The following is a 22,706-nucleotide window of genomic DNA, read 5'->3' as shown; positions in this document are numbered from 1 at the left end:
CGAGAACTTCGAACCGATGACACTCGGTGGAATTGCGCTCGCGGCCGATTTCGCGATCATCATCGTCACAGCGACGGTCTTGAGCTACGTTGCCCGGGCGACAGGCCAACCGACCATCGTCGCGTACATCGTTACTGGCATCGTACTCGGCCCGGTTCTGTTCGGCATCGTTACCGAGGACGCCCTGATCGACGTGATGGCCGAACTGGGGCTCGGATTCCTGTTGTTCGTCCTCGGCATCGAGATGCGCTTCGATCGCATTCGGGACATCCTTCGCCCCATCATCAGGATCTCGATCGGCCAGACGATCCTCCAGACAGCGGCAGCGTTCGCCATCGCGTTTTTCCTCGGGTTTCGCGGGATGGACGTCGTCGTCATCGCCCTGGCGACCGTCTTCGGGGCGACGCCGGTGATCGTCAAACTCCTCGACGAACAGGACGCGTTGAAAACGATCCACGGGCGCATCGACGTCGGCGTCCTCATCGTCCAGGACATCTACCTCGTGATCGTCCTCGCGCTGGTCGGGGCCGGACTCGAGGGGCCAGCGGGTGCCTTGCTCACCGACGTCGCGAGAATTTTCGGACTCATGGCCGCTATCGGCATCGCCGCGTTCGTCGCCTACCGGTACGTGTTGCCACCACTGCTCGACGCCGTCGCGAGCGACCGGAACGCACTCTTCGTCGTCGGTATCGCCTGGGCGTTCGTGTTCATTTTCGTCGCCGAATCCCTCGACCTCTCGGTCGAAGTCGGGGCGTTCATCGCCGGGCTCAGCCTCGCACAACTCCCCTACAGCACGGAGCTCAAAGAGCGGATGCGGCCGGTGACTGACTTCTTTCTCGTCGTCTTCTTCTCGAGCATCGGCCTCCAGCTCGAGGCGGCGTATCTCGCCGCGTACTGGAGCGAAGCGGTGCTGGCCTCGGCGGCGCTCATGATCGGCAACTTCCTGATCATGCTGTACCTGATCGACCGGGAAAACTTCGCCCCCGACACTGCGTTTCTCGGATCGGTCAACATGGTACAGGTCAGCGAGTTCTCGCTCGTCGTCGGGACGCTCGCCGTCGGCCAGGAACTGGTCGAGGAGCCGGTGCTCGGCTATCTGAGCCTGATGGCCCTGCTCACGATGACCCTCTCGACGTACATCATCCGCTACAACGAGCGCCTCTATCGGATGGCCAAACCCGTCCTCGAGCGGTTCATCGACGACGAGGGACGCGATTCGGCGCTCGAACCGAAGACCGATCACGCGGTGATCGTCGGGTACGACCCAGTGGTCAGGGAAACGCTCCCCGTGATCCAAGGCAAATTCGAGGAGGTCGTCGTCGTCGACCGCTCGGCCGACACCGTCGAGGAGTTGCGGTCGCTCGACGTGGACTTTCATTACGGCGATGTCCGTCACGGCGAGATTCGAGACGACATCGGTATCGAGGGGGCTGCGTTCGTGCTTTCGATGGCTCGGCCGGGTTCGGTCAATCGGCAACTCGTCGAGGCCGCCGACGACGACGCGGTCGTGATCACGTCAGCCGAACACGTCACCGAGGCCCGCGAGCAGTACGACGCGGGTGCCGATTACGTCGTCATCAAATCCGTGCTGGCCGGGGAGATGCTCGGGGAGTACGTCCGATCGTTCCTCGAGGATCGGTCACGTTTCGACCGGTCGGCGACCGACGCGATGTCGGCGCTTCGCGACCGCGCAACCGGAGGGGAGCGGCCACCCCGTCGCGGCGGGACGACCACGGACACGACCGGAGGTGATTGGTGATGCGAGCGACGAAAGTCGACGAGAAGAACGGTAGTAGAGACGGCGCAGATGGGAGAGACATCGTCGGCTGGAGGTGTCTACGATGAGCGAGTACGAGTTCATCGTCGCGCTGACCCTGATCTTCAGCGTCGCCGCGGTCTTGCTCGTCGTCGCCAGTCGCTACTCGCTCCCGACGGTACCGTTTTACGTGCTCGCCGGCGTGTTCATCGGTGGCTTCATCGACGAGGGACAGCTCTTCGATCTCGCTCAGTGGGGGATCGCGTTCCTCGTGTTCGCGTTCGCCGTCCAGTTCGAGCCGCTCTCCGACGAAACGCTGGGACGAGACGCCTGGCTCGTCGGCGTCGTACAGATAACGGTCACCGGGACGATTACGTACGCGGCCGCCCATCTCGTCGGGTTTACCGGACTTCAGGCGGTCTACTTCGCCATCGCTGGCACCCTGAGTTCGTCGCTGGTCGCGTTGAGCCTCCTCGAGCGTCGGGTTCGACTCCGTTCCCTCCACGAACGACTCGCCGAAGCCCTCCACTTCGTCGAGGACGTGGCCGCGATTCTCATCATCCTCGTGTTACACGCCGTCGTCTACACGGACGGCACCGTTCTCACGATGCTCGCTGGTGTGGGTCTGCTCGTCGGTGCGCTTGCCTTCCGTCGGTTCGTGTTCGATCGAGTCGCGACGCTCGCCGACGGAGACGTCGAGATTCTGATGCTCACCGCGATTTCGCTCATCATCGGCTTCGTCGCCCTCGCCGAACTGACCGGCGTCTCGATCGTCGTCGGCGCGTTCGCCGCCGGCCTCGCCGTCACCTCGGAGTACCCTCACGACATCGGCGTCGTGGACGCCATCGGCTCGCTCGAGGACTTCTTCGCCCCGATCTTCTTCGTCACCGTCGGCGCGTTCCTCACGTTCCCGCTGCTGTCGGCACCGGTTGTCGCCCTCGAGACGGTGGGCGTCGCCGCCGTCCTCGTCGCCGTCATCGTCGTCCTCAACCCGCTGGTCATCTACGGGAGCCTTCGCTGGCGCGGGTACGACTCCCGGACGGCCTTCCTGACCGGCTATAGCCTCGATCAGGTCAGCGAGTTCGCGCTCATCATCGCGATCGAGGCGCTGGTGGCCGGATTGCTCGTGGAAGCCCTCTTCGATGCGATCGTCCTCGCGGCGATCATCACCATGCTCGGCTCGGTAGCGATCTCCAGATACGCCGAGGACTGGTACCGCCAACTCGTCGGTCGAGAGCTGCTCACCGCATCTCACGAATCCATCGCCCGGGCGAGTCGGGTTCCCGACGACCTCGCGGAACACGTCATCATCACCGGCTTCGACCGCGAGGGGAAACAGCTCGTCGCCGTCTGTGAGGAACTCGATCACCCTTACCTGGTGATCGAAACCGATCCCAATCGGCGCGATCAGGTTCGGAAGGCCTGTGACAACTACGTCTTCGGCGACACCATGGCCGACGCCACCTGGGCGGTGGCTCGAGCGGACGAAGCCGCCCTCATCGTCGCCACGACGCCCCGCCGAGCGTGGGCCAAACACGTCCTCTCGCTCGAGGTCGGGAGCAATACGATCGTCCGCGCAGTCAACGTCGAGTCGGGGGTCGACCTGCTCGAGCGAGGCGCGCTCTTCGTCGCCGTTCCGGATACGCTCGCCGCCGAGCAACTTCGCGACAACGTCGAGGCGCTCCTCGCCGGCGACATGACTCGCGAGGAGCTTCGCGAACTGGCTGCTAAACGGCTCGACCGCGCCGTCGAGTACGGGCCGAGCGACGTGGCTCGGGTTCGATGAGCCGTTACTCATGCCCTCGCTGCTGGTCTCACTCCCGCTCGAGGTCGACGTCAACATCGACGTCGAGATCAGGGTCGAAACCTGGGTCGAGAACTCGCTCTTGTTCGTTACTTACCCGAGAATCCCGTCGAGCAGCCCGTTTCGCTCCGTCGTGTGTCTCCGTCTCGAGCAACCGATCGAGCTTTCGCTCGAATTCGGCGTCGCTCAGTTCACCGCGAGCATACCGATCGCGGAGTTGATCTAACGGATCCACGTCGGATTCGTCCTCCCCCGCTCGCTCTCGTTCACGGCGTCGCTCGTAGAGTTTCACGAGTCCCATCACTGCCGGGAGTACCCCTGCAAACCCGATGGGAAAGACGATCCAGAACCACGACACGCCGAGCGCGAGCAACCCGAACGCGACGGTCAGAATGAGGCCGATCGTCACGCCCGCAGCGATTTCCTCGAGTGGGGTGTCCTCGTGCTCACTCATTGCCTCCACCCGCCCGGTCGATCGATGCCATTTCCATACCCGACGCTACGAAGGCGATCACCTTCAATGCGGTTCTCGAAAACGAGGTGACAGATAGTCGCTCGGGTCTGCCAGAAATACCGCCGAATCGGTTCCAGTCGGGCTCGAGTCTGGCTCGGGTCTACGGCGACAGCCGCTGCCGGTCTCGCGGGAACAGAACAGCCTCTCGAATGTTCTCGAGTCCGAGCATCGTCATGACAAGGCGCTCGCCGCCGAGACCGAACCCGGCGTGGGGCGGCATGCCGTACTTGAACATCTTCGTGTAGTAATCGAACTGATCGGGATCGAGTCCCTGCTGTTCGAACCCGGCGACGAGTTCGTCGTAGCGGTGTTCACGCTGGCCGCCCGACACCAGTTCCATGTTCGGGTGCATCAGGTCGAAGCCCGTCGAGAGCTGTTCGTCGTCCTCGTGATCCATGATGTAGAACGGCTTGATCTCGCTCGGCCAGTCGGTGATGAAGTAGTGACCGCCGACGTCCCCACCAAGGGCCTTCTCCCCCTCGGTCGGCAGGTCGTCACCCCAGACCAGTTGCTCGTCGAGTTCGCCGGTCGCGTTGATGCGCTCGATGGCCTCCTCGTAGGTGAGCCGCGGGAAGTCGCCCTCCGGGAGGTCGAACTCCTCGGCAAGCCCGAGGGTCTCGAGCTGCTCGGTGCAGTTCTCGGAGACGGCTTCGTACGCAGCCTTGACGACGCCTTCCACGACGTCCATCGCATCGGTGTGATCACAGAACGCCCCCTCGAAGTCGATCGAGGTCGCCTCGTTCAGGTGGCGCGGCGTGTTGTGTTCTTCGGCGCGGAAGATTGGCCCGATCTCGAAGACGCGCTCGAGGTTGGAGCCGGCCATCAACTGCTTGAACAGCTGCGGACTCTGGTTCATGAACGCCTCCTCCCCGAAGTAGGTGATCGGGAAGAGTTCGGTGCCGCCTTCGGTACCCGTGGCGACGATTTTTGGGGTCGTGATCTCCGTACAGCCGACCTCGCGGAAGTGCTCGCGGGCCGCCCGGAGGATCTCCGCGCGAATCTCGAAGACAGCCTGCACGTCGTCCTTGCGCAGGTCGAGCGTCCGATTGTCGAGGCGGGTCGAGAGTTCCGCATCGACTTTCTCGGAGGGGTCGAGCGGAAGCTGTGGATCGGCCGGGGCGACGACATCGAGGCTCACGGGCGTGATCTCGACGCCCGTCGGTGCGCGTGGCTCCTCGTCGACGGCACCGGAGACCGTGATCACGCTCTCGCGGGAGACGCCGAGGCCGGTCTCGACGAGCTCTTCGTCCATCTCGTCTTTCTCGAATTTGACCTGGATCTTGCCCGTGGTGTCACGAAGGATCAGGAAAGCGATTCCACCGAGGTCGCGCACCTCGTGGACCCAGCCGGCGACGGTAACCGTCTCGCCCGGCTCGGCATCGGCCGTGTAGGTTCGGTCCTGCATACCCACCGATTCTCGTAGCCACAACTTAAGCACAATCTTTCGCGCTCGAGACGGCGGGCCGCGATGACCAGGCCGACTGCGGCGGGTTAGCGTTCGTGGACGGTCATCGGAATCTCGTGTTTCGGGCGCGCGGTGATCGTCGCCATCAGATCGAGGTCGGTGCCGGGCACCAACTCGAGGTGGTAGCGCTGATAGATCGTCGCCAGCAGCAGGCGGGCCTCGAGCATGGCGAACCGGTCACCGATACACCGCCTCGGGCCGGCCGCGAACGGGAAGTACGCGAGTTTCGGCAGGTCAGCCTCCATCTCCGGCGTCCAGCGCTCGGGCCGAAACGCCAGCGGGTCGTCGTACCAGCGGGGGTCACGGTGGACGACCCACTGCTGCATCTGGACGGTCGCACCGGGCGGGATCTCGTAGCCGCCGATCAGATCCGGTTTGACCGGTTCCCGGACGATCCCCGGAACCGGGGGATACAGTCGCATCGACTCCGTGACGACTCGCTCGGTGTACGCGAGGTCGTCGAGGTCGGCCATCGTCGGCGGGTCGCCGTCGAGGACGGTCTCGAGTTCCTCGACCAGTCGCTCCTCGACCGCCTGATGCGTCGAGAGCAGGTAGGCGGTAAACGTCATGGCGAGCGCCGTCGTCTCGTGACCGGCGAGCAACAGCGTCACGACCTCGTCGCGGATCTGCTCGTCCGAGAGGGTGATTCCGTCCTCGTCGCTGACCTCGAGGAGTTTCGAGATGACGTCGCCCTCGGTCGGGTTGGCCCGCCGATCCTCGATCATGTCGTAGATGAGTGCGTCGAGTCGTTCCCGTGCGCGAGCGATCCGGCGGCGGGACGGCGTCGGAATCCCCGGCGGCAGCACGTAGTGGGAAAGCGTCTCCGACGCCAGCATGAAGTCGTCGAGCGCAACCGCGACCGTGTCGACGTGGTCGTCGATGCCGACGCCGAAGAGCGCTCGAGCCACGATCCGTAGCGTCAACGTGGACATCTCCTCGTGGAACCGGCGAGTCTCACCGTCGGTCCACGCCTCGAGCGCCTCGGTAGTGAAGTCGGTCATCATCGTCGCGTACTCCCGGATCCGGTCGGGGTGGAACGCGGGCTGGATCAGGTGGCGATTCCGCCGCCAGACCTCACCTTCGCTGTTCAGAATGCCGTTTCCGGTGATCGGTCTGAGCGTGTTCTGGAACAGATCTCCCTTGACGTAGTGCTGGTTGTGCCGAACGAGCACCTGCTCGATGTAGTCGGGGTGGTTGAGCTGATAGACGAGCCCGCCTGGATCCTTCCAGGAGACGATGTCGCCGTACTCGCGGGCCGTCTCGGTCATGAACCCGTAGGGGTCGCGGAGAAACGAAAGCTGCGTGCCGACGAACGGCAAGCCGTCGGGACCGGGCGGCCGCGGCCGTGGTGGATTCGAACGAGTCCGTCGCATAGTCGCTACCACGACCGGAAGCAGGCTATCCCTGTTCCCGAGTATCCTCGGGAGACTTATAATAGATAATCACGCAGGTTCACATCACTCGAGGTGCCAACGCGAATGCAATATGCAACGGTCACGCTGACCTGGAAAACGGGGTCGATTCACCCCCTCGACGAGCTCTTTGCCAGCATCGACGGCGTCTCGATCGAATCGATCCGCTACGTCAGTCCCGTTCGTGACGGCGAGTACATCGAACTGTTGACCTTCCGCGGCGACCCTGCACGGGTTCGTACCCGACTCGCCGACTCGAGCCACGCGCTCGAGTACGGTGTCAGCGACGGAGGAGACGAGAACCAATGCCGCGGTGTCGCCTACGTAACGTGCCGGAACGAGGGGCTGGTCACCGATCTACTGGCAATCCTTCGCGACCACGACATCGTGCTCGACTGGCCGATCCGGTACGTCGAAGTCACGGAACCCGGCGTTCGGGGCCTCGAGTTGACAGTCATCGGGCCGGGCGAGGCGATTCAGCGGGCGGCCGCCACCCTCCCCGAGGAGATCGGCCTCGAGGTGCTGCGGCTGGGCGAGTACGATCCGTCGCCGCGGCCGTTCGACGCCGATCTCACCGACCGACAACGGGAGGTGTTCGACGTCGCCAGCCGACTGGGCTACTACGAAATTCCGCGCGAGACCACGCAGGCGGAGGTCGCAGCGGCCCTCGATGTCGCGACGGGAACCGTCGGCGAACACTTCAGACACATCGAGACGAAACTGGCGAGCGCCTATGCTCGAGGCGAACCGGGGCGTCACTGACCGCCTGTCGAACGAGAGGGGGCGCTCCCGGTGACCGTCTCGCTTTTCAGGCGAGCGGTTGTTCGATCGGTATGGACGACCTCGAGCCCCTGGCCCAGGAAATCAGCGAGGCCGACTGCGTCGTCGCGCTGACCGGCGCTGGCATCTCCGCACCCTCCGGCGTGCCGACCTTTCGTGGCGACGACGGCGTCTGGGAGCACTTCGAGGAGGATCAGTTCACCTACGGGCGATTCCAGCGCGACCCCACCGGCTTCTGGCGGGATCGACTCGAGTTACAGCGGGCGCTGTACGGGTCGAACTACGAGCCGAACGCGGCCCACGAGGCGCTCGCCCGCTTGGGGCGAGCGGGTCACCTCGAGGCGATCATCACGCAGAACACGGACGGGTTACACGGGTGGGCGGCCAGTGAAGAATCGGACAGCAGTGGGGACGACATCGCTGACGACACAGAGGCGACGATCCTCGAACTCCACGGCAACGCTCACCGTGTCGTGTGCGTCGAATGTGGAGCAAAAACGGCGGCCGACCACGTCTTCGACCGTGTCGCCGACGGCGACGTTCCACCGCGGTGTGACTGTGGCGGATGCTACAAACCCGACGTCGTCCTCTTCGGCCAGCAACTGCCGAAACCGGTGCTTCAACGAGCAAGATCCCTGACTCGAGCGAGCGATGTCTTCCTCGCCATCGGCTCCTCGCTCGTCGTCGAACCCGCGGCGTCGCTTCCCCGAGCGGCAGTTCGTTCCGGGGCCACACTCGTGATCGTCAATCTCGAGGAAACGCCGGCCGACCGCCACGCATCGGTGGTTCGCCGGGCGGACGCCGCTACGGTCGTGCCGCAGCTGGCCGACCTGCTCGAGTCGCTGTAACGGGTGGTGGACAACGTTCACAAATCGTTGGCGACGGGGTGACGTGAGGACGACAGGGTGACGTGAGGATGACCGATTCGTTAATCCGAACGAACCACCGTCACCGTCACCGGTGCCCGTTTGACCACGGTGTCGGCGACGCTCCCGAGAATCATCCGAGAGAGGCCGGTTCGGCCCCGACTTCCCATCACGACGTGGTCGACGTCGAACTCCTCGCAGGCGTCGACGATCGCCCGCGACGGCGATCCCAGCATCAGTTCGGTTCGGACGTCAGCACTCATGTCGACGGCCGTCTCGGCGAACTCCTCGAGGAGCGCTGCCCGCTCAGACCGCCGTTCCTCGAGTATGTCGTCGTCTCTTACCGCATCTTCGGTCACCGAGAACACGTTGTACGGTTCGATGACGTGGAGCAGTATCAGTTCCGCGTCGTCGAACTCCTCGATCGCCACAGTCAGTGCGTTGCGGGATGGTTCCGAGCCGTCGATCGGCACGAGAATTGTGTTTGCCATACCGTAACGACCACGCCAGACAGCATATACTGTAATCCTCGTTCCAGGAATGTTAGAATCGCTTAGGCGTCGTTGGCCGCCTCGACTGTCTCGCGGACGGCATCGACATCTTCGTCGTGGGCAAGGTTGCCGACGACGATCACGTCTGCGTGGGTGGCCATCCGGTACGCTGAGTCGTAGTCGTGGATGCCCCCGCCGTAGAACAGCGTCGACTCCTCGAGGGCGTCGCCCGCTGCTTCGACGATCGACTCGTCGCCGTAGGTGCCCGAGTACTCGACGTAGATGATCTCTTGGCCGAACATTCGCTCGGCGATCATCGCGTAGGATTCCACGTCGTCCTCGTTCAGGTCGCAGTCGGCTTCCGTCAGCGCCGCAACGTCAGCGTCGGGGTTCATCACGATGTAGGCTTCCGTCCAGGTACGACTCCAGTCGAGGCCGCCTTCGATCCGAACCCACTCCTTGTGGGCGCCGGTGATCCAGAACGGCGACCCGGCGTTGAACACCGTCGGGATGAGGTAGCCCGCGAGGGCGTCGTTCTCGACGACGACGCTCGGATTCGAGGGCTCCTGATAGAGCGGCACGTCGTGTTCGGCACAGGCCTCGATGACGGCCGTCATGTTCTCCTCGGTCATCCCCATCGTCCCGCCGACCTCGATGGCGTCCGTGCCGGTCGCACAGAGATCGCCGTAGGTGACCCCGTCGGGAAGCTCCTTGTCGGGATCGAGCTTCAGGATGTGGTTCCAGTCGTCCCAGGGTGCAGTCATACCGCTTGGTTTCTCGGTACCCGGCAAAAGCGCTACGAATCGGCCGCTATCCGCGGCGTTTCATCCGGCGATCGGCGCTCGAGCGGTGCGATCCCGTCGGTTCCCCGAGTCGTACGGCTGACTATACATTTTGTAGCTAATCACTCCGCTATTCGAAGTTTTGTTCACAGCTGGCCGACACTGACGAGAGCGGTCGACACACTACTCGAGGCCGCGGCTAGCCACGTCCCGTCGTTCGGCCGGTGATCGTCTCAATCTCGAGTTCGACGATACTGATCTCGATGTCCTCGATATCCTCGTCGAAGACACGGATCGGCGCGAAGTGTCGGTTGCTCTCGGCCGTATCGAACCGATCGCGTTCAGCGCCGGTAAGCTGGCTGAGCGATCCAGTGACGTGGACGCTCCAGGAGTCAATTTTACGCGGATCTGCGGTTTTCTCCGTACCATAGACGATGTAACACGCCGTCTCGGTCGACTCGAGATACGCCTGTTTCGCACTCCCCCTGGTTACACCGAGGCGGAAGTAGAGCTGATCGTCGTAGTAGTGGGCTACCGGAATCGCGTAGCTATCGCTGCCGCTGGCCAGCGACAGCACCCCCGTCTCGGCGTCCCGAAGCCGACGCTCGACGGTTTCCTCGTCCATCCCGAACGTGTGCGTGTATTCGACGTGTTTCACACCGGAACCCCTGTGAGTGCTCTAGACGAACGATGGCGTCTCGAGATATACCTGTTCGTACCGTTCTCGACGGCTGAATATCGCTATGGCTGAGCGGTCATTGAATCACTGTGGCACTGGTACAAAGAAACGGGATCGAAAGGCTCGAGCGGCGTACCCGTACTCGAGGGATCTGCTGAATCGCGAGTCGTCAGCCCTCTGTCCTCAGTCGTCGTCTTGCGTCGTGATATCCGCCGACAGCCCCTGGGCCATCTGGATCTCCTTCGAGTTGTTCAGCGTCCAGGCAGTACGCTCGGTGACGGCTTCGATAGCCTCTCGAGCACTTGGGTAGCCGTTGCCGGACTTCTTGACGCCGCCGAATGGCAACTGCACCTCGGCACCGATACACGGCAGGTTGGCGTAGGCGAGGCCGAGTTCGGCGTGGTCGCGGAAGTAGTTGATCTGGCGGTAATCCTCGGAGATGATCGCCCCGGCCAGCCCGTAGGGCGTGTCGTTGTGGATCTCGACGGCCTCCTCGATGTCACCCGAGTACTTCAGGAGCGCGACGTGGGGGCCGAAACACTCCTCTTTCAGACAGCGCAGATCGGTGTCGTACTCGATCTCGTAGACGAACGGGCCGACCCAGTGGCCGTCCTCGTGGCCGTCCGGGATCTCGTTGTCGTCGAGGTCGGCACGGTCGACGAGCACCTCCGCTCCCTCCTTTTTCGCGAGGTCGTTGTGCCGGTGGATCTTCTCGACGTGCTCCGGTTCGATCGCCGGGCCCATGAACGTGTTTTCGTCGAGTGGGTCGCCGACGGCGACCTGCTCCGCTAACTCGACGTAGCGCTCCTTGAACTCGTCGTACACCTCCTCGTGAACGATCAGGCGCTCACTCGAGACACAGCGCTGGCCGGTCGTCTTGAAACTCGACATGACGGCGGAGTGGACGGCGATGTCGAGATCTGCCTGCTCGGTGACGATGATGCCGTTTTTGCCACCCATCTCACAGGCCGCGAGTTTGCCGGGTTCGCCGCCGACCTTGCCTGCGATTTCGTGGCCAACCTCGGCTGAGCCGGTGAAGAGGACGGTGTCGACCCGGGAGTCGTCGACGATCGAGGCGCCGGCGTCGCCGAAGCCCTGTATCATGTTGAACACGCCCTCGGGGACGCCCGCGTCCTCGAGCATCTCGGCGATGATCTGGCCACACCACGGCGTCTGCTCGGCGGGCTTCCAGACGACGGTGTTCCCCTCGACCAGCGCGATGGCCATGTGCCAGAACGGGATGGCTACGGGGAAGTTCCACGGCGTGATACAGCCGATGACGCCGCGCGGTTTGCGTCGCATGTAGGCGTCTTTCGCGCCAACCTCGGAGGGAACCACGTCGCCGTGGGGGTGGCGGGCGTTGCCTGCGGCCCACTCGACCATGTGGTAAGCCTCGACGACGTCCGCCCGGCCCTCGGAAATTTCCTTGCCACACTCCTTGGTGACGATCTCGGCGAGTTCGTCCGTTCGTTCGCGCATCTCGTGGTAGACGTCCCAGAGGTACTCCGCGCGGTCGATGTAGGAGAGTTCGCGCCACTCGTCGAACGCTTCCTCGGCCGCCTCGAGTGCGGCGTCGACGTCGTCTTCGGTGCCGCGCTGGAATGTCGCCAGCGTCTCGCCCGTTGCCGGGTTCTGGCTGTCGAACGTCTCGCTGCCGGTTCCGTCGGTCCACTCGCCCCCGATGTAGTGGCCGTAGGTTTCCGCTGGTGCTTGATCGCTCATGGTCGGCAATATTTTCGCTCACCGGTATGAAAAAGCCTGCTATACTATCGGCTCACCGTTTCGTCAGGCTATAGTAACAACTGTAACGATTTGCACACTGATAGCCGACACGTCTGGCGATCAGGTGTGCCATGACGTGCAGTGGCCACTATAGAAGCGATGGGGCGAACCGAGCACCGGGACGATTCGATTCATCGATCGACGCTCGATGGAGCAGCAGGGTCAGGCAATTACCGGTGTCCAACCTCGATTGTATTTCAACGGTCGTGATCGCTGACGAGACACGATCGCCCAATCTCGGTCGGCCACGCTGATACCACTGTACCACTGACCACCCTACCACCACCAGGCGTTCGACGGATGCACGCAAACGGCATTGCGTCAAGAGTTGAGATCGGCCATCTTCTCGAGTTCGCTTCGAAGCTGGGTCGAATCGAACTCGTGATCCGGCCGCAGGCGGATGAAATCGAGGAACGAGCGCGCAGACAGCAAGGTCTCGGCGTCGTAGACGCTCGCGGCAGCGTAGACGGCGTCTCGAGCACCGGTTCGGGGTTCGAGGATGGCGAGCGCACACGCGAGATCGTACGCTGCCGTCTCGGAAATGCGGTCAGCGTCGACACTCGTCGCGTCGATGAAGTAGAGTTCGCCGTCTCGAAGCAGGACGTTCTCCGCTCGCAGGTCGCCGTGGGCGAGCCCGTGATCGTGCAGCGTCTCGAGCATGTCGAACAGGGTAGGAGCATACTCGAGGAGCTCCCCGTCCTCGAGCTCGTCGAGCGTCCGAAACGCGGGGAGATACTCGAGAACGAGCACGCCGAGCCCGTTCACTTCGAAGGCGTCGATGGGACGGGGGACGTTGAGGCCGACCCCGCGCATCCGTTCGGTCGCCTCGAACTCGTGTTCGACCATCTGTAACGGGGTATCGAATCGGTCGAAAAAGCCCTCCGTGCCGGAAGAGAACGCCCCGACGTTTCTGCCGGTGGTCAACACCCCGTGAACGAGGGCGTTCTGCCGGGAGACGATCTTGACGAAGTACTCGTCGTTGATCACACAGGGGGTCGACAGCCAGTTATCGGCTTCGAGGAATTCGACGCGGACGTCCTCGAGGTCGTAGCGCTCCGCCAGCGTTCGCACGACTCGCTCGATGCGCACCCATTCGACCGATCCGCGAGCGAGTTGGCGGATGTCCATATCGGAGGTACAGATGCACCAGTAATAAATGCCTCCCGGAGTCGAACTCGTGTTGCCGGTTCTTCAGGTGCTGAACGCCATGGTCGTTCGCACCCAGCGCAGGGGCCCTCGAGCGATCCTGGCAGTTCCCAAACGGTTAGAACGATCGGGAGAGATACGTACGTGCAATGAGTGTCGAAACACATGACCGATTTCTCGAGGCGGGCGTTCCTGTCGGCTGGCGTGGGTACGTTCGCCATCACTGTGGCCGGTTGTTTGGGCGACAATACCGATGCGTGGGAGCGTGAGGAACCCCTGGCAGCGTCCTCGGCGACGCTGTATCAGGATCCAAACTGTAGCTGCTGTGGAGTGTACGCGGACTACCTCGACGACCACCTCGCGACGTCGCTCGAGACGGTCGTCACTGACGACCTCTCATCGGTGAAGGACGAGCACGAGATCCCGAGCGACCTGTACAGTTGCCACACGATCGAACTGGACGGTTACCTCGTCGAAGGGCATATGCCGGTCGAGACGATTGCAACGATGCTCGAGGACGAACCCGACATCCGCGGGATTTCGCTTCCGGGGATGCCACAGGGATCCCCCGGTATGGGTGGTGACAAAGACGGGACGTGGACGGTGTACGCTATCAACGCCGCGGGCGAGGAACCGTCGGTATACGCGGAGCTGTAGGATTGTAGTCGAGCGGCGTCACCCCCTCGATATTCCGCGTGTCGCCTTCTACACGAGTGTCCGAATCGGATACCGCACTATTTTGCAACTCCAACACCTACGTTCAGAGAAGAATGTACGCAATTGACAACCTCGGTGATGCCATCGACGTCACGCGTGACCGCCTCACCCCTATCGAAATCGGAACGTGGCTCAAACTGGCGATCATCCTCCTTTTCGTCGGCGGGGCGACTGTCGGTGGCCCAGGTCTACCGGCATCGGACGGCGGTACCGCCACGGGCGATATGGAGGGGGTCGACTCCCTCGAGGAACTCGAGGCGGAGTGGAACGCCGAATTCGGTGACCAGGTGACGTTCGAAGAGTTGTTGTACGCAATCGCGATACTCGTTGTCCTCCTGATTGGGTTCGGCCTCATCTACGCGCTCATCGCAGCCATTATGGAGTTTACGTTCATCGAGTCGCTCCGGTCAGAGTCGGTTCATCTCAGACGCTATTTCAACCAGAATCTCGGCCGTGGGCTCAGGCTGTTCGGGTTCAGGATCGGCCTCTTCCTGGCCGTTCTCGTCCCGCTCGCTGTACCCGTCTGGTACGTCATCTCCACGGCCAACGGATTCACCGTTACACTGGCCGTTCTCGGCGGGATTTACGCATTGACCGCGCTCGTTCTCGGGCTCCTCTACGTCCTCATCAGCCGGTTCACGACTATCTTCGTTACCCAGGTCATGCTGCTCGAGGATCGGGGCGTGTTGAGTGCCTGGAAACGGTTTTTCCCCACACTCCGCGGGAACCTCGCGGAGTACGGACTCTACGTGCTTCTCGTCTGGATCCTCCAGGTCGTCGTGAACTTCGGGTTCGCGTTCCTGGCCGTGATCGCTGCACTCGTCGTCGTGATCCCGTTTGCCATCACCGTGGCGGTACTCGTGGTCGTCGGTGGGCCAGCTCTGTATCTCGCCGTCGCCGTCGGTGCGCTTGGCCTGCTCACGGTTTTGCTGGCCGTCATGCTGATCCGGGTGCCGATCGACTCCTACTTCCGGTACTACGGCTTCTTGCTCCTCGGCGATACGAACCCGGAGCTTGATCTGATTCCCGAGCGACGCGCGGCCGTCCGTCGACACGACGGTGGCGTCGGTTCCGTCCCCGAGGAGCCGAGCGACGGTGACCACTGGGACGACGACAGTGACGAGGAGACGGGCCAGGACGATCACGACGAAGGGACGGGCTGGGACACCTCGAGCAACTGGGACGACGACCGCGACGATGACGAGGAACCCGACGATGATCGAGACGACGGACGGGGCTGGTAAGGCGTAGATCGTCGCCTCGTCCACGTCGTCGAAAAAGCGATGAGCGTTCCGGCACCGAACCAGCGCTCGAGGATCAAGTGAGCCAGCAATCCAGGCCCAGGTGACGGACAGGCACGACGCTTCGGTGACTTTATTTCGACCGTCGGCAAGTGTTGCGCATGGACTTCGACCTGCCCGACGAACACCGGATGATCCGGGACACCGTCAGGGAGTTTTGCGAGGAGGAAATCGAACCGATCGCCCAGGAGATCGAGGAGGAACACCGCTTCCCCGAGGAGGTGTTCGACCAGCTCGGCGACCTCGACATGATGGGGGTGCCGATCGACGAGGCGTACGGCGGACTCGGCGGCGATACGCTCATGTACGCCATCGTCGGCGAGGAACTCGGGCGGGTCTCCGGGTCGGTCGCGCTCTCGTACGTTGCCCACACCTCGCTCGCATCGAAGCCACTCGAGCTGTTCGGCACCGAGGAACAGAAAGCGCGCTGGCTCCGCCCGCTCGCGGAGGGGGAGTACCTGGGTGGCTGGGCGCTCACCGAACCGGGAAGCGGGTCGGACGCCTCCGATATGGACACCCGGGCAGAACAGGATGGAGACGAGTGGGTGCTCAACGGCACGAAGCAGTTCATCACGAACGCGAACGTCGCGGGCTCGGTACTCGTGAAAGCCGTCACCGACCCCGGTGCGGGCTACGACGGTATCTCCACGTTCATCGTCGACCCCGACGAAGACGACGGATTCGAGGTCACGACGGTCTGGGACAAGATGGGGCTCAACGCCTCCCCGACCTGCGAAATTTCGCTCGACGACGTCCGGCTTCCGGAGGATCGCCTGCTTGGCGAGGTTGGCGAGGGCTGGGAGCAGACGAAAAAGACTCTCGACGGCGGTCGGATCTCCATCGCGGCAATTTCGACGGGGCTGGCCCAGGGTGCCTACGAACACGCCCACGCCTACAGCAAAGAGCGCGAGCAGTTCGGCAAGCCAATCTGTAAGTTCGACGCCATTCGCGACAAACTCGTCGACATGCACCGCAAGACCGAACGCGCCCGCCTGCTGACCCACAAAGCCGCCTGTCGCTACGACAACGGCCAAACCGTGACCCAGGAGTCGGCCCTGGCGAAACTCGACGCCAGTGAAGCCGCCCGGAAGGTCGCCGAGGACGCCGTGCAGGTGCTCGGCGGCTACGGTTACACCACCGACTTCGCTCCACAGCGGTTCTATCGCGACGCCAAACTCATGGAGATCGGTGAGGGGACGAGCGAAATACAGCATCTCGTGATCGGACGCGAACTCGGGCTGTAAGCCAGGGTCGGATTCTGACCCTCGGGGTGCGCCCTCCGATCCGTTTCACTCCAATCCTGGGCGCTGCCGTCGGCGACGTTCCTCGAGCAACTGTGTGACCCGTTTTCCGGGGCCACCCTCGATGGGCCACCCTCGGGTGCGCCAGGCCGGCGGCTCAGGCTCGACGTCGGGACACCGGCTGCTACACTCCGACGCCGTCTGACAGCGGCCCTTCGCGCCACACCACGGCATGAACTGACCCTCAGATCGTAACTCGAAGTGGCGACAATCGGGTCGCATCGTGTCGACGAACGACCGCCAGCCGCGTTCGTAGGCGCGCTCGGCGATCTCGAGGCGTTTCCTCGCCTTTTCCGCAGCGTCGACGTACTCGAACTCTGCCGGTGAGGCGTCGTGGCTGCCCCCGGCAGGCCGCTCGAGGATGCGCGTTCCCGCCTCCGTGACGGCGAGCGACCGCGGATACCACGCCACCTCGCTCTCGAGCGTGTCCGGATCGAGCGTGAGAATCCCCGCTTCGACTGGCAATCGCTCGAGCAAGGCCGGTTCGATGCGCTCGCCAGTCCGGCGGGTCGCCACCCACACCTCGTCGGCGAGCGCCATCGCGACGTCGTACTCGAGTTGCGGCCGAAGGTCGCGTGCCGCGCTGGCGTCGAGGTCTGGCTTGTTCTCGACGGCGACGATCCGGTTCACCCAGTCACGATAGGGCCACTTCCGCCGGATTTCGATCCGATTTCCGTACCGGCGCGTCTCGAGGATCCCTCGATCGTCGGCTTCGTGGATCGACTCGCGGACGTACCGCCACGGGTAGCCGGGGTCAGGGAGGCAGTCGCGGTAGTATGCCCACTCCTCGGGGGCGTTTCGGAGTACGTGCAAAAGATCACTGCCGAGGCGATCCGGGCCGAAGTTCGCGCGGTGTCGAAGGGCCGCAGGGTCACACTCGAGGACGATCGTATCCCAACGACGGCGTTTCGTCCCCAGCTGGCGGGCCACGAGTACCGTCGTTTCCGGGTGGTCGGGTTGCCAGGTACGTTCAGCCCATCGACAACACCGGAGTTCGAACAGGAATTCACTGTCACTGCGCGCCACGGGTTGAGTTGGGAGAGGGGCTAAAAAAACGTTCTCTCACGTTGGGTTGGCGTCCGAACGGAGACGTGCTACGATTTACCCACCTTCGAGAACAGGCACTAGGCCTCTCGTAGCCACTGAAACGGTTTACACACAAGATCGTAGCCTCTCTTTCGAAGGTGTACAGTGATTTCAGTGGCTCCTAGAGGCTACTAAGGTAATGACGTTCAGTGGCTACTAGCGTTATCACTGCGCGTCACGACGGCTCCGTCGTCTGAAAACGGCAACTCGAGTCGCCGTCAGATCTCGCCGTCGTCCTCGAGATCGTTGAGGTACTCGTGAGCCTGCTCTAAGATTTCGCGCGGCCCGTCCTGCGTGACGGTGTTGACCGCCTGTTCGTAATCCCGCCACTGGAGATCGCGGTGCTCTCTCGAGAGCTCCGCGCTCGCCTCGTAGGATTTCGCGACGAACAGGTGGACGGTCTTGTGGATCGTGTTGCCGTTCGCTTCGAAGACGTAGCTGTAGTCCTCGCGAAAGCCGTCGAGTAGTCTGAACTGATCGATACCTGCCTCTTCCTTGATTTCGCGGATAGCCGTCTGCTGAAGTTCTTCATCTCCTTCGACACCGCCCTTCGGAAACTCCCAGTCGCCCGGGCGGCTCTTGAGTAGAAGATACTCGCGCCGGCCCCGCGTATCGCGGAAGAGGATTGCACCTGCGCTCGTAGCTTCGACTGCCATTACTCGAGATAGCAGTCCGTCCGTTAAGAGAATATCGGACTGTTCGTCTCCGATGAACGCAACTCAGCACCTTTTTCACTCGTGACCGTGGATCAGTACACCATGACCTTCGTCACCCGCCTCACGCTCCAAAGCGGCGACAGAGCCGCTCTCGACGGTATCGTCGACGACATCAAGACCACCGCCGAGAAGAAAGGCGCTGCGCTGAAAGGGCCACACTCCCATCCACCGGAGAAACACACCGTTCCACAGCACCGCCGATTGCACGCCGACGACGACCGGAAGTACGCCTCCTGGACGTACACCGTCTTCACCCGCGAACTCGAGATCCACGGCCACGACAACCTCGCGCGCAACATCGCCTCCCAGAACTTCCCCGACTCGGTGCACATCGAGGCCGAAGTCGAGCAGATTCACGGGATGGGGCGCGGACGTAACTGACGAGAACCTTTTCGGATTTCTGTCTCGAGTGCAGACGCTGACAATTCGTATTAGAAGGGGGAGACGACCGTTCGTACGCCAGCCGCGCTCGAGTCCCCGTCGGTGGACACTCGAGCGACAGTCCGGCGGATCCCACACAGCAGGCGACCGAACGACTATGGTGGCAGCGAACACAGCGGTCGGTATGGCCATCGCTGACACCTCGTTGTTGCTGGCGTTGCTTACCGTGACGGCACTCGCGTACGGACTCGCCGCACTCGTCCCGCGGGTCGACGCCATGGAACGGAGTTACCGGAAGTTCGTCTCCCTGACGACGCTCGGACTCTCGTATCTCATCTTGCTGGTCGCCGTACTGACGATTCTGACGGAGACCCCCGAGAGCGAACCCGTGGGAGCGATTCTATCAATAGCCGTCGTCGCGTTCGCCCTATTCGGCCTCTCGCTCCTGTACGACGTCGCCGACGATTGGCTCAGACTGTTCGGCGATCCAGAGTACAACACCTGGGTCGAAGCCTCGCTCGCCCTCGCCGTCCTCGTGTTCCTGCTGGCGATCTTCATCGTTGCGCCCGGCCTCGGCGGCTGATCGCGTCGGGAACGACTGTCGAGAGTACCGGATTGGAGTACCGCCTCCGGCAAGCCTTTGAGGGCGCTCTGCTTGCACTGGCGTATGGACGACGAGGCACTCGTCTCGCTACGGCGAGACCTACACCGAAAACCAGAGCCCGCCTGGCGGGAATTCTACACCACGGCCAAAGTCGTCGAGACGCTCGAGTCGCTCGAGGCCGATCTCGACGTGTTCGTCGGCCCGGACGCCATCGCAACCGAGCATCGACTGGCCCTGCCGGATCGGGACGAAATCGATTCCTGGTACGAGCAGGCAGCCGAATACGACGTCGATCCCGACGTCCTCGAGTCGCTCGAGGGAGGGTACACCGGTGCTGTTGCCGTTCTCGAACAGGGATCGGGGCCGACGGTCGGCCTCCGCGTCGACATCGACGCCCTGCCACAGCCGGAAGCCGACGGCGACGACCATGCCCCGGCAGCGGAGGGGTTCCGTTCGGAACACGAGGGAGCGATGCACGCCTGCGGGCACGACGCCCACGCGACCATTGGAATCGGCGTCATCGACGCCATCGCCAACAGCGACTTCCAGGGCACGCTGAAGGTGTTCTTCCAGCCCGCCGAGGAGGTCATCGGGGGCGGGAAGTCGATGGCAAAGAGCGACCACCTCGCCGACGTCGACTACCTGCTGGCGGTGCACATCGGCCTCGACCACCCCACCGGCGAGGTCGTTGCCGGCGTCGACGGCTTCCTCGCGGTGGCCCACCTCGAGGCGACGTTCACCGGCGAGCCGTCCCACGCTGGCGGCCGCCCGGAACAGGGTCGAAACGCGAATCAGGCGCTGGCGGCAGCCGTCCAGAACCTGTACGCCATTCCGCGCCACTCCGATGGCCCCACGCGCGTCAACGCTGGCGTCATCGAAGGCGGAACGGCGGCGAATATCATCGCCGAGGAGGCCCGACTCGTTGCAGAAGTTCGGGGTGAGACGACCGAACTGATGGAGTACATGCGCGAAAAGAGCGAGCGAGTGCTCAAGGCTGCCGCGGAGATGCACGACTGTGAACTCGAGATCGAAACGGGATCGGAGGCCCCCAGTGCGACGAGCGACCAGGCGTTGGTGTCGGTCGTCGCCGACGTCGCTGGTGGGGTCGACGGCGTCGAGAAGATCCTCGAGCGCGATAACCTCGGCGGGAGCGAGGATGCGACGTTCCTGATGCGAGAAGTGCAACAGAACGGTGGCCTCGCGTGCTATGTCGGGGTCGGAACGGATCACCCGGGCGGCCACCACACGTCGACGTTCGACGTGGACGAGGCGAGTCTTCGCCACGGAATAGACGTGCTCGCGGGCGCTATCGAGCGGGTGAGTCTCGAGCAGTCGTCGGAGTAACCACTCCAGTTCGACTTCTTGCGTTTTCCGTGCCGATTTCCCGAACAAGGCATACTACCGGACAGTTCGTAGTAGCAAGCGACCTGTAGCAAGCGAACTATGGCCACGAACGCGACGCGAACGTCAGTGAGCGACGCGTGAGTCGGGGAAGGGCAGGCCGTTGGCCGACGTTCACCGCGAGCGATCGTAAGCGCGGCGCATAGCGCCGCGGATAGACGAACGGGCAACGCCCGTGAGTCAGTGAGCGAGCGGGCCGACGACCAACCCGTAGGGGAGGGAGGAAGGCTTTTGGTCGAGCTTTTGCCGAGCGTCGACACGCCATGCGCCAGCATTGTTGGCGCTGGCGTGTCAGAGCGCAGCGCAAAAGGTCGGTGCCTAGTACTTCGGATCCGCCCCAGTCGTCTCGTAGACGTTCTGCATGAGGTAGTCGCGTTCGGCCTGCCAGGACGCGAAGCCGTCCGGACTCGAGGGATACTGTTCGTAGTGGGCAAGAATCTCGTCGGCGCGGCGCTTGGTCTGGTAGAGGTTCCAGATGGTGCCCCAGTGGCCGCGACTCTTGAGCAGCGCCTCGAGTTTGAGCTTCAGGCCGATGTCCGTACTCCCGGAGTAGAGGGCTTCGGCGAGTTTGTCGCCGGGCATCGCCGCGAGCAGCCCCATGAGGTCGTCGACGTCGACGGCCGTCGAGAGGATGTTGTAGACGTCCAGGGCGGCGTAGCGAGCGCCGTAGTGATCCATCACGCGCTCGTTGTATCGCCAGAGAACCTCCTCGCTCACGTCGCCGGTCTCGAGAGCTTCGATGGCCTGTTCGCCGGCGTACTTGCCGGCGTAGGCGGCCCCCGCGATGCCACCGCCGGTGGTGGGGTTGACGTGGCCGGCGGCGTCGCCGACGGCGACGAATCCAGGATGAACGGCGGAGTCGTAGGGTCGGCGTGTGGGGAGGGCGGCACCGAGTTTGTCCTCGACGCGGGCGCCCGCGAACTCGGGGCGGTTGCGCAGGTCGTACTTGAGATCCTCGACGAGTTTCATCGGCTCCTCGGTCATCTGGAAGCCGAGGCCGGCGTTGATCTCGGTGTCGGTGCGGGGGAAGTACCAGAGGTAGCCCGCCGCGCGCTCGGTCGGTTTGAAGACGAGGGCGTCCGACCACTCGACGGGTTCCTCGACGTGGACGATTTCGCGGTAGGCCGAACAGAACTGCGAGTAGTTGACGTTCGTGTCGAACGTGGAGTCCGTGAAGTCGACTTTGTCCTGGAGCAACGAGAGCGAGCCCGCGCCGTCGACGACGAGGTCGGCCTCGTACGTGAACGCGTTCCCTCGAGACATCGCCGTCACGCCCGTCACTCGGCCGTTGTCCTGGATCACGTCCTGGACGACGGTGTCGTAGTGGAAGGTGGCCCCGGCGTTCGCCGCCCCCTCGATGACCCGCCGGCCGTACTCCCAGCGGTCGATGACGGCGAGTTCGCCCGGAATGGGAATATCGAGCACCGTGTCTTCCTGTGGGATCTCGAACCGGCCGTGGTCGACGTCAGTGTTGGTAAAGGCCGGCTCGAGCTGGGATTTCGGTATCGCTTCCGGGAACGCGTCGGCACCCTTGAGGGCGTCGCCGCAGGCGATGTGCCCGGCTTCTTCCTCGGTCTTTCGCTCGAGAACGACGACCTCGTAGCCCGCCCTGGCGATCGTTGCCGCGGCGTAACACCCTGCTGTGCCGGCACCGACGACGACGACGTCCGGTGACTGGTTTCGCTGGGTCGTCGCCGTGGCGGAGTGCTCCATACTGCTCAT

At 63.3% G+C, this 22,706-nt stretch carries 21 protein-coding genes; 10 read left to right on the top strand and 11 right to left on the bottom strand.

The genetic code is table 11. From position 1 onward, the window contains the following. Positions 1-16 precede the first annotated feature (16 nt). Together NGM68_RS06345 and NGM68_RS06340 are read left to right on the top strand one after the other, a co-directional pair. Positions 17-1,759, top strand: a complete 1,743-nt coding sequence (locus tag NGM68_RS06345) for a cation:proton antiporter (RefSeq protein ID WP_252700802.1) — start codon at positions 17-19, stop codon at positions 1,757-1,759. Between the two features lie 82 nt (positions 1,760-1,841). Beyond that, the gene (locus NGM68_RS06340) at positions 1,842-3,542 is read left to right on the top strand and encodes a cation:proton antiporter (protein WP_252700801.1); all 1,701 of its coding nucleotides are present in this window, start codon (positions 1,842-1,844) and stop codon (positions 3,540-3,542) included. A gap of 28 nt (positions 3,543-3,570) precedes the next feature. Here NGM68_RS06340 and NGM68_RS06335 read toward each other — a convergent pair whose 3' ends face one another. From NGM68_RS06335 to NGM68_RS06325, 3 genes are all read right to left on the bottom strand, one after another. Continuing rightward, on the bottom strand, positions 3,571-4,014 hold the full coding sequence (locus NGM68_RS06335) for an SHOCT domain-containing protein (protein WP_252700800.1): 444 nt from the start codon (positions 4,012-4,014) through the stop codon (positions 3,571-3,573). A gap of 160 nt (positions 4,015-4,174) precedes the next feature. Then, positions 4,175-5,479: an aspartate--tRNA(Asn) ligase gene (gene aspS / locus NGM68_RS06330; RefSeq protein WP_252700799.1), complete on the bottom strand. Its 1,305-nt coding sequence runs from the start codon at positions 5,477-5,479 to the stop codon at positions 4,175-4,177. Positions 5,480-5,565: 86 nt separating this feature from the next. Further along, positions 5,566-6,912, bottom strand: a complete 1,347-nt coding sequence (locus NGM68_RS06325; protein ID WP_252700798.1) for a cytochrome P450 — start codon at positions 6,910-6,912, stop codon at positions 5,566-5,568. A 105-nt stretch (positions 6,913-7,017) separates the two neighbouring features. Here NGM68_RS06325 and NGM68_RS06320 point away from each other — a divergent pair, with 105 nt between their 5' ends. Then, the gene (locus NGM68_RS06320; RefSeq protein WP_252700797.1) at positions 7,018-7,713 is read left to right on the top strand and encodes a helix-turn-helix domain-containing protein; all 696 of its coding nucleotides are present in this window, start codon (positions 7,018-7,020) and stop codon (positions 7,711-7,713) included. 71 nt (positions 7,714-7,784) lie between these two features. Next, positions 7,785-8,579 carry an SIR2 family NAD-dependent protein deacylase gene (locus NGM68_RS06315; RefSeq protein WP_252700796.1) on the top strand — a complete coding sequence of 265 codons (795 nt, stop codon included), beginning with the start codon at positions 7,785-7,787 and terminating at the stop codon, positions 8,577-8,579. Between the two features lie 80 nt (positions 8,580-8,659). Here the strand turns inward: NGM68_RS06315 and NGM68_RS06310 are convergent, their stop codons facing one another. The 5 genes from NGM68_RS06310 to NGM68_RS06290 form a co-directional block, all read right to left on the bottom strand. Next, a complete protein-coding gene (locus tag NGM68_RS06310; RefSeq protein WP_252700795.1) occupies positions 8,660-9,088 on the bottom strand; it encodes a universal stress protein in 429 nt (142 codons plus the stop codon). A 62-nt stretch (positions 9,089-9,150) separates the two neighbouring features. Further along, positions 9,151-9,852, bottom strand: a complete 702-nt coding sequence (locus NGM68_RS06305; protein WP_252700794.1) for a phosphoglycerol geranylgeranyltransferase — start codon at positions 9,850-9,852, stop codon at positions 9,151-9,153. 217 nt (positions 9,853-10,069) lie between these two features. Then, positions 10,070-10,528 carry a pyridoxamine 5'-phosphate oxidase family protein gene (locus tag NGM68_RS06300; RefSeq protein ID WP_252700793.1) on the bottom strand — a complete coding sequence of 153 codons (459 nt, stop codon included), beginning with the start codon at positions 10,526-10,528 and terminating at the stop codon, positions 10,070-10,072. A 204-nt stretch (positions 10,529-10,732) separates the two neighbouring features. After that, positions 10,733-12,271 carry an aldehyde dehydrogenase family protein gene (locus NGM68_RS06295; protein ID WP_252700792.1) on the bottom strand — a complete coding sequence of 513 codons (1,539 nt, stop codon included), beginning with the start codon at positions 12,269-12,271 and terminating at the stop codon, positions 10,733-10,735. A gap of 381 nt (positions 12,272-12,652) precedes the next feature. Continuing rightward, positions 12,653-13,459, bottom strand: a complete 807-nt coding sequence (locus NGM68_RS06290; RefSeq protein WP_252700791.1) for an RIO1 family regulatory kinase/ATPase domain-containing protein — start codon at positions 13,457-13,459, stop codon at positions 12,653-12,655. Between the two features lie 183 nt (positions 13,460-13,642). Here NGM68_RS06290 and NGM68_RS06285 point away from each other — a divergent pair, with 183 nt between their 5' ends. From NGM68_RS06285 to NGM68_RS06275, 3 genes are all read left to right on the top strand, one after another. Then, positions 13,643-14,134 (top strand): DUF411 domain-containing protein, encoded by a 492-nt coding sequence (locus NGM68_RS06285; protein ID WP_252700790.1) that lies wholly within the window; start codon positions 13,643-13,645, stop codon positions 14,132-14,134. A 113-nt stretch (positions 14,135-14,247) separates the two neighbouring features. After that, positions 14,248-15,438 (top strand): DUF7544 domain-containing protein, encoded by a 1,191-nt coding sequence (locus NGM68_RS06280; RefSeq protein ID WP_252700789.1) that lies wholly within the window; start codon positions 14,248-14,250, stop codon positions 15,436-15,438. Between the two features lie 158 nt (positions 15,439-15,596). Next, the gene (locus NGM68_RS06275) at positions 15,597-16,739 is read left to right on the top strand and encodes an acyl-CoA dehydrogenase family protein (RefSeq protein WP_252700788.1); all 1,143 of its coding nucleotides are present in this window, start codon (positions 15,597-15,599) and stop codon (positions 16,737-16,739) included. Positions 16,740-16,784: 45 nt separating this feature from the next. Here NGM68_RS06275 and NGM68_RS06270 read toward each other — a convergent pair whose 3' ends face one another. Next, a complete protein-coding gene (locus NGM68_RS06270; RefSeq protein WP_252700787.1) occupies positions 16,785-17,822 on the bottom strand; it encodes a DUF5787 family protein in 1,038 nt (345 codons plus the stop codon). 278 nt (positions 17,823-18,100) lie between these two features. Further along, positions 18,101-18,538, bottom strand: coding sequence for a bis(5'-nucleosyl)-tetraphosphatase (locus NGM68_RS06265; protein ID WP_252700786.1), 438 nt, complete (start codon positions 18,536-18,538; stop codon positions 18,101-18,103). Between the two features lie 102 nt (positions 18,539-18,640). Between NGM68_RS06265 and NGM68_RS06260 the strand changes: the two genes are divergently transcribed. The 3 genes from NGM68_RS06260 to NGM68_RS06250 all read left to right on the top strand — a co-directional run bounded on the left by NGM68_RS06260 (position 18,641) and on the right by NGM68_RS06250 (position 20,927). Then, entirely contained in the window at positions 18,641-18,979 is a 339-nt protein-coding gene (locus tag NGM68_RS06260; protein ID WP_252700785.1) for an uS10/mL48 family ribosomal protein, read from the top strand. A 184-nt stretch (positions 18,980-19,163) separates the two neighbouring features. Next, positions 19,164-19,562: a hypothetical protein gene (locus NGM68_RS06255; protein WP_252700784.1), complete on the top strand. Its 399-nt coding sequence runs from the start codon at positions 19,164-19,166 to the stop codon at positions 19,560-19,562. Positions 19,563-19,646: 84 nt separating this feature from the next. Continuing rightward, positions 19,647-20,927: an amidohydrolase gene (locus NGM68_RS06250; RefSeq protein WP_252700783.1), complete on the top strand. Its 1,281-nt coding sequence runs from the start codon at positions 19,647-19,649 to the stop codon at positions 20,925-20,927. Positions 20,928-21,302: 375 nt separating this feature from the next. On the opposite strand, the gene NGM68_RS06245 is transcribed toward NGM68_RS06250, so the two are convergent. After that, the gene (locus NGM68_RS06245) at positions 21,303-22,706 is read right to left on the bottom strand and encodes a geranylgeranyl reductase family protein (RefSeq protein ID WP_252700782.1); all 1,404 of its coding nucleotides are present in this window, start codon (positions 22,704-22,706) and stop codon (positions 21,303-21,305) included.

The sequence above is a fragment of the Natronosalvus vescus genome, assembly GCF_023973145.1.
Taxonomy (GTDB): Archaea; Halobacteriota; Halobacteria; order Halobacteriales; family Natrialbaceae; genus Natronosalvus; species Natronosalvus vescus.
Note: the sequence above shows the minus strand (reverse complement) of the source record. Positions and strands in the feature narration are given on the sequence as shown.

Bases quoted from the DNA above. Each gene is read 5' to 3' on its own strand.
- NGM68_RS06345 (WP_252700802.1), top strand. From the start codon at position 17: ATGACACTCGGTGGAATTGCGCTCGCGGCCGATTTCGCGATCATCATC.
- NGM68_RS06340 (WP_252700801.1), top strand. From the start codon at position 1,842: ATGAGCGAGTACGAGTTCATCGTCGCGCTGACCCTGATCTTCAGCGTC.
- NGM68_RS06335 (WP_252700800.1), bottom strand. From the start codon at position 4,014: ATGAGTGAGCACGAGGACACCCCACTCGAGGAAATCGCTGCGGGCGTG.
- aspS (WP_252700799.1), bottom strand. From the start codon at position 5,479: ATGCAGGACCGAACCTACACGGCCGATGCCGAGCCGGGCGAGACGGTT.
- NGM68_RS06325 (WP_252700798.1), bottom strand. From the start codon at position 6,912: ATGCGACGGACTCGTTCGAATCCACCACGGCCGCGGCCGCCCGGTCCC.
- NGM68_RS06320 (WP_252700797.1), top strand. From the start codon at position 7,018: ATGCAATATGCAACGGTCACGCTGACCTGGAAAACGGGGTCGATTCAC.
- NGM68_RS06315 (WP_252700796.1), top strand. From the start codon at position 7,785: ATGGACGACCTCGAGCCCCTGGCCCAGGAAATCAGCGAGGCCGACTGC.
- NGM68_RS06310 (WP_252700795.1), bottom strand. From the start codon at position 9,088: ATGGCAAACACAATTCTCGTGCCGATCGACGGCTCGGAACCATCCCGC.
- NGM68_RS06305 (WP_252700794.1), bottom strand. From the start codon at position 9,852: ATGACTGCACCCTGGGACGACTGGAACCACATCCTGAAGCTCGATCCC.
- NGM68_RS06295 (WP_252700792.1), bottom strand. From the start codon at position 12,271: ATGAGCGATCAAGCACCAGCGGAAACCTACGGCCACTACATCGGGGGC.
- NGM68_RS06290 (WP_252700791.1), bottom strand. From the start codon at position 13,459: ATGGACATCCGCCAACTCGCTCGCGGATCGGTCGAATGGGTGCGCATC.
- NGM68_RS06285 (WP_252700790.1), top strand. From the start codon at position 13,643: ATGACCGATTTCTCGAGGCGGGCGTTCCTGTCGGCTGGCGTGGGTACG.
- NGM68_RS06280 (WP_252700789.1), top strand. From the start codon at position 14,248: ATGTACGCAATTGACAACCTCGGTGATGCCATCGACGTCACGCGTGAC.
- NGM68_RS06275 (WP_252700788.1), top strand. From the start codon at position 15,597: ATGGACTTCGACCTGCCCGACGAACACCGGATGATCCGGGACACCGTC.
- NGM68_RS06265 (WP_252700786.1), bottom strand. From the start codon at position 18,538: ATGGCAGTCGAAGCTACGAGCGCAGGTGCAATCCTCTTCCGCGATACG.
- NGM68_RS06260 (WP_252700785.1), top strand. From the start codon at position 18,641: ATGACCTTCGTCACCCGCCTCACGCTCCAAAGCGGCGACAGAGCCGCT.
- NGM68_RS06255 (WP_252700784.1), top strand. From the start codon at position 19,164: ATGGCCATCGCTGACACCTCGTTGTTGCTGGCGTTGCTTACCGTGACG.
- NGM68_RS06250 (WP_252700783.1), top strand. From the start codon at position 19,647: ATGGACGACGAGGCACTCGTCTCGCTACGGCGAGACCTACACCGAAAA.
- NGM68_RS06245 (WP_252700782.1), bottom strand. From the start codon at position 22,706: ATGAGCAGTATGGAGCACTCCGCCACGGCGACGACCCAGCGAAACCAG.